Genomic DNA, 11621 nt, shown 5'->3' on the forward strand with positions numbered 1-11621 from the left:
ACTCCTACTACTAAAAGAAATATTATTATTCCGCTTGAAATTATAATTGATGCAGGCATACCTTTCTTAAACGCTACATCATATGAAATATTTAATATACATCCAGTAATACATGCTATTACTCCTCTTACAAATTCATCTATACTTGCATTGCTCCATAAACTATGGTACATTTTACAAAAGGCAAGAGGCATAATATACAATATAATAACTACAGGAAGCATCATTAAATACTTATCTATATACTCTTTTGGTATATTAAGATCAAATCTCACAAAGAAACTAAAAATGTATGCTAAATTTATGCATACTATATCTGCTAAAAGCAAAATCGATTTTCTATTACTACTTAATTTTTCCATTATATTTAATTATCCTCCACATCGCTCCCTTACTACTCCTTTTATTTTACTTATTTTCCAATTTTTTGTAAATATTTTTCGTGTTACAATTTTCTCTTATTTACTTATGTTTTTTTAATGATTATAAATTAGACATTAAAAAAATAAAAAAAAGATGCCCAGAGGACATCAGTTAGATATATTTAATACCTCTTATACTAATTGTCCTTGGGCAAATTTTCACTTTTAAAATTTATATTTTAAATTTTAACATATCAGAGTCATCTGACATACCAGAGTCATCTGACATATCAGATATATCAGATGAGGACCCTGTTGTAACTAAACATATTTGACTTAGCTTGCCATACTGATCCTTCGTTTCTTCAATACCTAACGATTTTAATTCTGGAACTCTCCACTTTCTTCTAACCATAATTACCTCCTAAATTTATTTAAAAACTTATTTAAATTTGTAAAATAAGTTCCTAATTCAAATTTAACCTATCTTTAATAACCCATTACCTTCTAACTCTTCTAAAAACAAATTAACATTTTCAATGCATTCATCTATATCTATCTCATATATACTTATTAATTTCTCAACAACATCACCTACAGAGCAATTATCATTTATACAATCCCATATAACTGTTGCAGTTTCATTTAACGTATAATACTTTCCTGTATCTAAATCTATCATAGCCTTTTCATTATCAATATCCATAGTTTCAATAGTATTATTTACTATAACTTTACTTTCTAAATTCAACATAATAACACCCCCTCAATTAAATTACTTCTTTTATCTTTTTTATTTGTTCATTAACTGTAAACTGATTTATGGGTCTAAATAATTTATATACTTTTATCCTATTTAACAAATGTAATATCTTATCAAATAATTCCTTTTCCAACCCAATATAATCAACAAGTTTTTTGTAAAATAAATTATCTATTACAGTATTCAACTTTTCACTACCTAAAATTTCTACTAATTTTACATCTTCAACTTCATCACTTTCTTCTAAAACAAAAATATGACTTAATTTTGATGAATCATTATAAAATACATCACTTCTATCATAGTAATATTTCTTTTCACATCTTTGATTTACACTTCTTAATTCTTCCTTGTTATAACCAAACTTCACTAAAGCATCCACACATAATTTCTGACAAGAAGTGCCTGGTAATACGTTAATATTATTATCTAATACTGATAAATCATCTGCTATAAACTTATTTCCGTCTTCTATTAAAGCGGTTGAAAGACTACTCTTACCTGCACCACTTTTTCCTACAATAGCAATTGAAGATTTCTCTTTATTATAAGAAGGTAATATAGCAGAACCATGTATAACAATATTACCTCTTTGAAATAAAATTACAGCAAGTGCTGTACCTAATATAAGTAATGAATGAATTTCTTCTTTTCCTTCTACTAACTGATGCACTATTATTTCATTACCATTCTTAACATAATATATTCCAATATCATTAACTTTTACACAAAACTCATTAAATAATGTTTCTTTACAAACATTAATATTTATTTTATTCTCATAAGCATCTAAATATCTTTTTGGAACCTTTCCATAACATATACTTACATCAATATCTTTATCTTTATGACATCTATCTAATTTCTTTACACTAATTAAATCTAAGTCGCTTACAATATTTAACCCATATATCTTATAATTGTTTCTCATAATAAATCCCTTTCTTCCTATACCTTATATATCTAGTAATTTTAAAAGTTTATTTTTTTTCTTACTTACTTTAAAGCTTGTACTTATTAATCTAGCTTTTCTTGTTATAGAAATCTCTTTTGTTATTCCTCCTGTAATAATTCTATGAATCCATGCAATAGGTAATAGAATTTTAAATCTTTTACAATATGCATATTTTTCTTTCATAACTTCATACTTTGGAAAAATGAATTCCATATATCTTTTAACTAAATTTATAGTACTTCTCTCCTTATAATTATCTTTATCATATCCAAACTGATTTCCTAATGTATTTTTCAAACTATTACCTGCTCCTAATCCACCTTCAATTATTGCTTCTACTAGCATTAACTTTAGCTCTTTATTACATTTATTAAATTCTTTCCTTACATACTCTTCAACATCTAGTGAAAATAATTCATCACATATTTTTAATATGGCTATTGTAAAATCATATATATCATATCGTTTTATATCTAAATAAAATTTCTTAAAATCTATATTATCTTTTTCATTATTTATATAGAGTGCTACATCTAAAACTTGTCTAATCCCAATACTACTTGATGAAACATGAGTTAACATATGAGTTATTAAATGCATTAATTGATCATTGTACCCTAATGAATACATAACCACATCTGAAACTTTTATTTTTCTAATATTATTAAAAACGTTTTCTTCATATGGAGATCTTTTCTTATAATAGTCAACATCAATTAAACTTGAGTGAAGTTCTACTTTTACGTTATCATCTCTTATATAAACTTTATGAGCTAAAGTTTCATGATCATATTTATATCCTTCCATTTTTAAAATTTCTTCTACTGTTTTCATTTCATCATTTCTAACTAAAAAATCCCAATCTCCCATGTTTCTAAAATCAGGGTTCTTATAATAGGATCTAATTACTAACCCTTTGAGCGCTATAACTTTCAAGTTATTCTCATTAAATATTTTATAAAGATTTTCTGCCTTACTTATATTTTTCCGTGTGTTGAACATATAGCTAAAAGTTGTCTTTTTCATTTTATATATTTGATTTTCTTCAAAATAATATATCTTGTGGCTACTTATTAATTGGTAGTAAAATAACTCAAGTAACTTATGTGCCTTAACTTTCTTAATTATTAATTTACAATCTATACTCTCTTTTTCAGGGTTTATAAATAAACCTATTATATCTGGTATATATTTTTCTTCTATCCTATTTAAACCTTGTGAACTTTGTTGCAATGTATCCCCCCTAACTTAATATCCATTATTTTCAAATTGCAGTTGTCTAATTATACCTTTTATTGGAATTATTTTCAATATTTATTTAAAAAAATACCTCTTAAACATTAAATATCACTTTAAATGTTTAAGAGGTATTATCTTTTATGATCTTAACTGAAGAAATCTTCTATCGGAACTTCCTCGCATTCTTCTAGTACATCATCTAAATCACTGTAATCTTCTTTATGAATATCCTTATATCCTTCATCAAGTTTACTAATAAGGCTGTTTTTTTCACAGTTAATCATTTCTTGCTTTTTAATTTCATCTACAACTTCATTAGTATTAAATACTTTAGGTGCTCCACCTTGATATCCACCTGCAAAGCTTGCTTCACTCTTTGAAACATCATCATACTCTATTTCATAATCCTCACAATATTCTACCACGTTGTTTTTATTAAATTCTTGAACTAATAAAACTGCGTCATCAATATCAGGTGATTGCTTAATTTCTCCTTCTGGGAATACAACTATAAAACCATCTTTCATCTTAAAAATCCTCCAATATCCATTTATATTTTAAATTCACATTAGCTTTTCTTTATCTATCTTCATGTAAATTTCTCTCTATATTTATTGTATATCATAAGTAGGAATTCTATGGAAAACTTTCTATGACTAATTTGTCTAATTTGTGATTTTTTTGTATTGACCTTATTTATAAAGTAAAAAAAGAACAGATATATAATATATCTGTCCTCCTATACAATTTATAATTTAACCATATTATGCAAAGTACTTTGCAATATTATCTAAAATTCTTTCGCAAGCTTTTCCATCTCCGTATGGATTAGCAGCATGAGCCATTTTATTGTAAGCATCTTTATTACTTAAAAGTTCTTTAGCTTCTTTATAAATAGTTTCAGTTTCAACTCCTGAAAGCTTAATAGTTCCAGCTTCAACAGCTTCTGGTCTTTCAGTTTCAGTTCTAAGAACCATAACTGGCTTACCTAATGTTGGTGCTTCCTCTTGGATTCCACCTGAATCTGTCATTATAAGCTTAACTCTTTCCATAAGATTTGCAAACTCAACATATTCTAAAGGTTCAATTAAATGAATTCTTCCTTTATATTCATCAAAGTACTTATGAGCAAGTTCTCTTATTGAAGGATTCTTATGCATCGGGAATATTACTTCAATACTTTCATCCTCACGAACTAACTTAATCATAGCTTTGAAGATCTGTTCCATTGGCTCTCCCCAATTTTCTCTTCTATGAGTAGTAAGTAAAATTACATTCTTATTTTTATAATCAATATCATTTAAAATTGGTTGCTCAAATGATAAGTCCTTATCTATTACACTTAAAAGAGCATCAATTACAGTATTTCCTGTTATAAATATATTCTTCTCATTTACTCCTTCTCTTAAAAGGTTCTTTTCATTTGTTGTTGTTGGCGCAAAATGTAAAGTTGCTATTGTTCCTGTAAGCTTTCTATTTGCTTCCTCTGGGAATGGTGAATATATGTCGTAAGTTCTAAGTCCTGCTTCAACGTGACCTACTGGCACTTTATTATAAAATGCTGCAAGTGCTCCGTTAAATGTTGTTGAAGTATCTCCGTGAACTAATACAATGTCAGGATTGCATTCCTTAACTACTGTATCTACTCCTCTTAAAACTTTATTTGATATATCAATTATTGTTTGTCCATGAGCCATTACGTTTAAGTCATATTGTGGATGAACATCAAATACTTCAAGTACAGTATCTAGCATTTCTCTATGTTGTGCTGTATCACATACTATTGATTCAAATCTTTCGTCTCTCTCTAATGCCTTAACTAAAGGACACATCTTTATCCCTTCTGGTCTAGTACCAAAAACTGATAATACTTTTATTGGCTTCATAATTATCTACCATCCTTATGTTGTATTTACAGCGAAACTTTATAATATATCACTGTAATCTAATCTAATCTCATCTATACTAGTAGGTTTTTGAATATAATAACCTTGACCATACTCTACTCCTAAAGATCTTAGGAAGTCAAATTCCTCTTTAGTTTCAATTCCTTCAGCTACTATTTTTACCCCTAGATTTTTCAATGTTTTTATTGTATTAGTTGTAAGCGTTCTCGTATAATCGTCCTTATCAATATTGGATATAAGCTCCCTATCTAACTTTACAATATCAGGTTTCATCTTAAGAATTAAACCTTCATTTGCATGACCAGCTCCAAAATCATCAATTGCAATAAGTGCATTATTTTCTCTGTAAAGACTAACAATTTCACTTACTTTTGAAGCAACATCATAAGTTGATCTTTCTGAGAATTCAACTACAACATTCTCATACATTAAACTTGTATCTATATCTACGTTACGTTCCATTAGCTCTTTCTTTACTGTTTCAAAATATTTTTGTCTATCACGAGATCTTTCCTCGTTAAATGTCTCATTAATAAAAATCTTAACATTTTTTCCTATAGGCGAAACAATGTAATCATGATATATGTTAATTCCAAACTTCATTGATACATAATCCTCTAAGTTCTTTAGTCTTGCAATATCAAGAAAATCTATTATACTTCTATAATTTCTATCTTGAATACGTGTAAGACCTTCAACTCCGTAAAGGCTCATATCATCAAGGCAAATAATTGGTTGAAATACACTATAATATTTTCTGTCTTCTATAACTTTTAAAACTCTATTTAGCTTCTTATTAACTTTCTTATACTTTTCAAACTCTTTTTTATCAAAATGATTTATTGTACTTTTAAATCCTACTCTATTTTTTCTTCCTTCCTTCATAGCAAACTCTGCATAATTGTAAAGTTCCTCTTCTGAAGTTACGTCAAAGTTTAATATTGCAGTTCCAATAGTACAACTTAAATTTACAGTAATATTGTTAATAACTTTTGCTGAAGTAAGCTTTTCTTTAATATTGTTTAAAAATGAATTCATATCTTCTCTTTTATTAAAGCCATGTTTATAAAGACCAAAATGTGCTCCATTAAATTTAAACGCTGCTGTACTCTTATCAACATAACCTTTAAGTTTTGCTGATACAATTTGAATAATACTCTCTGCAAATTCGCTTCCATATAAATTATGATTATCTTCAAAATCATTTACTTCTATAAATAAAAATATACCATAAGCAAATCTGTATTCATCTAAATGTTTTTTAATCTCTTCTTTATAATTATTCTTATTAATAAGACCTGTTACTTGATCAATTCCATCATCACGGACATATGTAATATTTCCAACTCTTTCTTTAGTAATATCACAAAGTATAAGGTCTACTTTCTTATCATTGACCTTATGAGAATAAGCTCTTATAAATCTATCCTCATCCTCTTTCTTTACTGAATACTCAAATTCAAAATATCCATCAATTGAAGACCCATGTACAATTCTATTAAACTCATCTCTTTCTAAAGATATTGCATCTAAAAAATTATACATTGATGCTATTCCATTGGAATTGTCATATAATAATTCAAAATTCTTTTTTGAAGCAACACTTCCTGATCTAAGGTTTATTGTAACAACATCTATATTTTCGTTCTTTTGTATAATAGTTTCAAATTCACATTTCATCACTTTATATTTTTCATTTGTTCTCTTATTCATCAATGAAATAAAACTCCAAATAAGTGATAATATAAGTAGAAATAATATGGCAACAATAATATTGCCACCATTATTATCTGCATACTTTACTAAATAAAATATTCTATTTCCCATACAACCTACCCCTTTTTCTTCCCCTTTTTTTAGTTATAGGCTTTCTCTTCCCTTAAGAAATTCTACTCTTCTGACTTCCCAACATCAGATAGTATAACGCCTTTATTGTGTTCTAATGCCCAGCTTATTCCCCAAGTGTTTTGGAATATAAGAAGGTTTCTATCTTTTAAGTCCTTAACTTTCTTTGTATCTGATGTAAGATTTAAACTATCAACATCTACATTTCCGTCATCTTCTATCCATCTAACGAATCTATATGGAAGTCTTTCCATCTTAATATCAACATTATATTCATGTTTTAGTCTGTATTCTAATACTTCAAATTGAAGTACACCAACAACTCCAACTATTATTTCTTCCATACCAATATGAAGTTCCTTGAATACTTGGATTGCTCCTTCTTGAGCTATTTGAGTTACACCTTTAATGAATTGTTTTCTCTTCATTGTATCTACTGGTCTTACTCTTGCATAATGTTCTGGTGCGAAAGCTGGTATACCTTCGAACTTAAACTTCTTTGAAGGTATGCAAATTGTATCTCCAATTGAGAATACGCCTGGATCAAATACCCCAATTATATCTCCAGCATATGCTTCTTCAACTATTTCCCTATCTTGAGCCATAAATTGTTGTGGCTGTGATAATTTAATTTTCTTTCCTTGTTGCATATGATAATAATCTTTTCCAGCTTCAAATTTACCTGAACAGATTCTCATAAATGCAATTCTATCTCTATGTGCTTTATTCATATTCGCTTGAATCTTAAATACGAATGCTGAGAAATTATTATCAAATGGATCTATTTCTCCAATACTTGAGTTTCTTCCAATTGGTGATGTAGTCATTTCTAAGAAATGTTCTAAGAATGGTTCAACACCAAAGTTTGTAAGAGCAGATCCAAAGAATACTGGAGTTAATTCTCCACTTCTAACTTTCTCTACATCAAAGTCATCTCCAGCAATATCTAAAAGCTCAATATCTTCCATAAGCTTTTCGTGAAGTGCTTCACCTAAAAGTTCTTTGAACTTAGGATCATTAACGTCTCCATCAACTGCTTGAACTTCCTTTTGACCATGTTCTCCACCTGTGAAAGCTATAATTCTCTTATTATCTCTTTCATAAACACCTTTGAATTCTTTACCTGAACCTATTGGCCAGTTCATTGGATATGTTTTTATTCCAAGTTCATTTTCAATGTCTTCTAATAATTGGAATGGATCTTGTGCTTCTCTATCCATCTTATTAATAAAAGTGAATATTGGCATTTCTCTAAGTGCACATACATGGAATAACTTCTTTGTTTGTGCTTCAACCCCTTTTGCTGCGTCAACAACCATTACTGCTGAATCTGCTGCCATAAGAGTTCTATATGTATCTTCTGAGAAATCTTGGTGACCTGGTGTGTCTAGTATATTAATACAGTGTCCACCATAGTTAAATTGCATAACTGATGATGTTACTGAGATACCTCTTTGTTTTTCTATTTCCATCCAGTCTGATACTGCGTGTTTTGATGCTTTTCTTGCTTTAACTGAACCTGCAAGTCTAATTGCTCCTCCGTATAATAGGAACTTTTCTGTTAGTGTAGTCTTACCTGCATCTGGGTGAGATATTATTGCAAAGGTTCTTCTTTTTTCTATTTCATTTCTTAAATCAGCCAAGGTGCTTCCTCCTTAATTTATGTTAATCAATTTTCTTACGCGATTTTAGTATAATCCACTCTTGATTATAACATAATTATATCCTATTTGTATTTACTTTTATACTTAATTGTTGATTGATTATAAATTAAAAAAAAGCTGAAAAGAACATATATATATTCTTTTCAGCCGGTACCCGTGATCAATGGGCAGCACATTTCTTAAATTAGATAATTTCCTTAATATGTATTAATTATATTACTATATTTGGCACTAGTCAACATTTTATTCATATTTTTAACAATTTATTCAAATCTAATTAATATTATTATTAAATAATTCTTTTTTATTATCTTTTATACTTAATTGTTGATAATCTGTTTAATAATAGGTGCCTGTACTAATATCTTCCCAGTACAAGCACCCAATAAAATTTCTATCAACAATCTTGTATAAAAGAACAGTAAGATAAATTTACTTAGCCAAATTATATATTGAATTCGTAAAAATATTTAAATTAGTAAGTAAATCTTCAATATCCATATACTCATCTTTATTATGTCCAATTCCCTTTTGTCCTGGAAAAGATGGTCCAAATGCAACTATGTTTGGAAAGACTTTAGCATAAGTTCCTCCAGTAGTTGTAACAGGAGTTCCATCAAATCCAGTTACCTCTTCATAAGACTCCTTAAGTTTCTTAAGCAATTCATGGTCACTATCAAAACAAACAGAATCCATTCTTCTATTTTCACTTATACAATATCCATCTTTAATTATTCCTTTTATTATAGAAACCATATTTTCATATGTATAACTAATTGGATATCTAAATACAACTGATATTCCTATTTTATTATCCTTAACTTTAAGCTCATATGGATTTATAACTAATGAACCTGATATATCATCACAACAGTTTACTCCTATTTTGCTTAAGGAATGATTTTCATGGAAAGTTTCATGTACAAATTTAGAAAATTCAATTACATCTTTAGAGAATCCACTCTTTCCTAAAGCAGCTACGGTCTTACATAATGTAGTAACTGCATTTTCTCCAGTTTCAGGTGCATTACCTGGAGCCTGTGAACCTTTTGCACTTACCTTTTCAATAATTTCAGTTTCCCACTTTATACTTTCTCCATCTAATGACTCTTTTCTAACTGCTTCTATTTCAGCAAAATCTGGAACTACATTATTTCTAAAGTTCCCTTTTATGCTTTTAACATTACAATTATTTATTTCATTACTCCATATAGTTACATCTAAAATTCCTCTTTCACCATATACAGCTGGATACTTACAATCTGGAGTGAATCCCATTAATGGTGCCTTCTCTTCATTTAGATAATAAGGAATATCCTTAAAGCCAGTCTCTTCATTCGAACCAAAGATTACCCTAATACTCTTTGATAAAGGAAGATTCAAATCTTTTATTATTTTTACTCCATAAAGAGCTGCCATTATTGGACCTTTATTATCTAGTACTCCTCTACCATAAATCTTTTCATTATCTATTGATAAGTCAAAGGGCGGGTAACTCCACCCCTCTCCTTCTGGAACAATGTCAACGTGACCTATTATTCCAATGTACTCATCACCATTTCCGTATTCAGCATAACCAATTGCGTTATTAATATTCTTTGTTTTAAACCCAAGTTCTTCTGATATTTTAAGAGCTTCCTCCAATGCCATTTTGGGACCCAATCCAAAAGGTGCATCATCTGTAGATTCTCCTTCAACACTATTGATTTTAACTAATCTTCTTATACTATTTATTAATTCATCTCTATATTCAAAAACCTGCTCATTAAATTCTCTTTTTAAATTCCCTTTTTCTATATCTATCATGACACTTATCATCTTCTTTCATATTAATTAATATTAGAATATAGCACCCAATCTATAAGCTAACATACTTTTAAATGTAAAATGATTAATTAGTCAAAAGTTACTGGTGACTTTATTCTCTTCATATATGCATCAAGCCACTCTTTAGAAGCTTTGTCATATGTTGTTTTTCCGTCCTTCATTGTGTTACAAAGATATACTGTTGGTTCTTCATTTTCTGATACAACTGAAAATGTGAACCCTTCTATATTTGTAGCAACTCCCCACTCACCTTTATTGTTAAGTGCAACTAATGAAAGATCTCCTGATTTCCCTCTTCTTCTTGTAAGCTTATCATTTAATTCTTTTACTGCTTTATCACAAGCTTCTTGAGGATGAAGTCCTTCTTTCATAAGTCTAACTATTTCATATGAAATGCATCCTTTCATTAAATCTTCGCCAAGACCTGTAGCTGATGCTCCCCCAATTTCACTGTCGCAGTAGAAGCCTGAACCTGATACTGGTGAATCTCCAACTCTTCCTTTTTTCTTCATGAATAAACCACTAGTTGAAGTACCAGCCACCATTTTTCCATCTTTATCAACTGCTATCATACCAACTGTATCGTGACCATCATATGGACTTAATCCTTTTTCTACTGTTTCTTTCATTCTCTTTTTGTAATATCTCTTTGCTCTATCTGTTAGCATATTAACTCTGTCAAAGCCTTCTTTGTGTGCATATTCTTCTGCACCAGCTCCAACTAAGAAACAATTGAATCTTTCTTCACTTAGCTTTCTTGCTATACTTATTGGATTCTTAAAATCTTTTATTCCTCCAATTGCACCGATTGAAAGTGTGTCTCCATCCATATATGCAGCATCTAATTCAACTTCGCAATTCTCGTTTGGAAGTCCACCAAATCCTACTGATTTGTAATAAGGGAAGTCTTCAACCATCTTTACTGCCTTCTCTATTGCATCTCCAGCGAATCCCCCATTTTTTAGTTCCTCTGAAGCTTCTGTAATCCCCTCTATTGCCATTCTCCATGTTGCTATCATAGCCCATTTCATAAATATTCCTCCACTTCTACTACGTATT

The 11621-nt window shown here is 29.2% G+C and carries 10 protein-coding genes and 1 pseudogene; all 11 read right to left on the reverse strand.

Annotation, left to right across the window (positions count from 1 at the left end):
- Positions 1-362, reverse strand: a pseudogene (locus RSF37_RS14115) (hypothetical protein); the annotation flags it as partial.
- Between the two features lie 232 nt (positions 363-594).
- Positions 595-777, reverse strand: a complete 183-nt coding sequence (locus tag RSF37_RS14120) for a hypothetical protein (RefSeq protein WP_332565027.1) — start codon at positions 775-777, stop codon at positions 595-597.
- Between the two features lie 63 nt (positions 778-840).
- The gene (locus RSF37_RS14125; protein WP_332565028.1) at positions 841-1116 is read right to left on the reverse strand and encodes a PqqD family peptide modification chaperone; all 276 of its coding nucleotides are present in this window, start codon (positions 1114-1116) and stop codon (positions 841-843) included.
- A gap of 16 nt (positions 1117-1132) precedes the next feature.
- Complete coding sequence (locus RSF37_RS14130) at positions 1133-2056, reverse strand: hypothetical protein (RefSeq protein WP_332565029.1); 924 nt, start codon at positions 2054-2056, stop codon at positions 1133-1135.
- 24 nt (positions 2057-2080) lie between these two features.
- Positions 2081-3313 (reverse strand): nucleotidyltransferase domain-containing protein, encoded by a 1233-nt coding sequence (locus RSF37_RS14135; protein ID WP_332565030.1) that lies wholly within the window; start codon positions 3311-3313, stop codon positions 2081-2083.
- 152 nt (positions 3314-3465) lie between these two features.
- Entirely contained in the window at positions 3466-3846 is a 381-nt protein-coding gene (locus RSF37_RS14140; RefSeq protein ID WP_332565031.1) for a hypothetical protein, read from the reverse strand.
- A 237-nt stretch (positions 3847-4083) separates the two neighbouring features.
- Positions 4084-5205 (reverse strand): non-hydrolyzing UDP-N-acetylglucosamine 2-epimerase, encoded by a 1122-nt coding sequence (gene wecB / locus RSF37_RS14145; RefSeq protein ID WP_332565032.1) that lies wholly within the window; start codon positions 5203-5205, stop codon positions 4084-4086.
- 39 nt (positions 5206-5244) lie between these two features.
- Entirely contained in the window at positions 5245-7053 is a 1809-nt protein-coding gene (locus RSF37_RS14150) for an EAL domain-containing protein (RefSeq protein WP_332565033.1), read from the reverse strand.
- 62 nt (positions 7054-7115) lie between these two features.
- Positions 7116-8714, reverse strand: a complete 1599-nt coding sequence (locus RSF37_RS14155; RefSeq protein ID WP_332565034.1) for a peptide chain release factor 3 — start codon at positions 8712-8714, stop codon at positions 7116-7118.
- Positions 8715-9167: 453 nt separating this feature from the next.
- Positions 9168-10541, reverse strand: coding sequence for a dipeptidase PepV (gene pepV / locus RSF37_RS14160; RefSeq protein ID WP_332565035.1), 1374 nt, complete (start codon positions 10539-10541; stop codon positions 9168-9170).
- 89 nt (positions 10542-10630) lie between these two features.
- On the reverse strand, positions 10631-11593 hold the full coding sequence (locus RSF37_RS14165; protein ID WP_332565036.1) for a N(4)-(beta-N-acetylglucosaminyl)-L-asparaginase: 963 nt from the start codon (positions 11591-11593) through the stop codon (positions 10631-10633).
- Positions 11594-11621: the final 28 nt, after the last annotated feature.

This window comes from Clostridium sp., from assembly GCF_036643715.1.
In the GTDB taxonomy this organism is placed as follows: domain Bacteria; phylum Bacillota; class Clostridia; order Clostridiales; family Clostridiaceae; genus Clostridium.

What these genes read in the sequence shown, in the direction of transcription:
- RSF37_RS14130 (WP_332565029.1), bottom strand. Translation starts at nt 2,056, where the DNA reads ATGAGAAACAATTATAAGATATATGGGTTAAATATTGTAAGCGACTTA.
- wecB (WP_332565032.1), bottom strand. Translation starts at nt 5,205, where the DNA reads ATGAAGCCAATAAAAGTATTATCAGTTTTTGGTACTAGACCAGAAGGG.
- RSF37_RS14140 (WP_332565031.1), bottom strand. Translation starts at nt 3,846, where the DNA reads ATGAAAGATGGTTTTATAGTTGTATTCCCAGAAGGAGAAATTAAGCAA.
- RSF37_RS14120 (WP_332565027.1), bottom strand. Translation starts at nt 777, where the DNA reads ATGGTTAGAAGAAAGTGGAGAGTTCCAGAATTAAAATCGTTAGGTATT.
- pepV (WP_332565035.1), bottom strand. Translation starts at nt 10,541, where the DNA reads ATGATAGATATAGAAAAAGGGAATTTAAAAAGAGAATTTAATGAGCAG.
- RSF37_RS14165 (WP_332565036.1), bottom strand. Translation starts at nt 11,593, where the DNA reads ATGAAATGGGCTATGATAGCAACATGGAGAATGGCAATAGAGGGGATT.
- RSF37_RS14125 (WP_332565028.1), bottom strand. Translation starts at nt 1,116, where the DNA reads ATGTTGAATTTAGAAAGTAAAGTTATAGTAAATAATACTATTGAAACT.
- RSF37_RS14150 (WP_332565033.1), bottom strand. Translation starts at nt 7,053, where the DNA reads ATGGGAAATAGAATATTTTATTTAGTAAAGTATGCAGATAATAATGGT.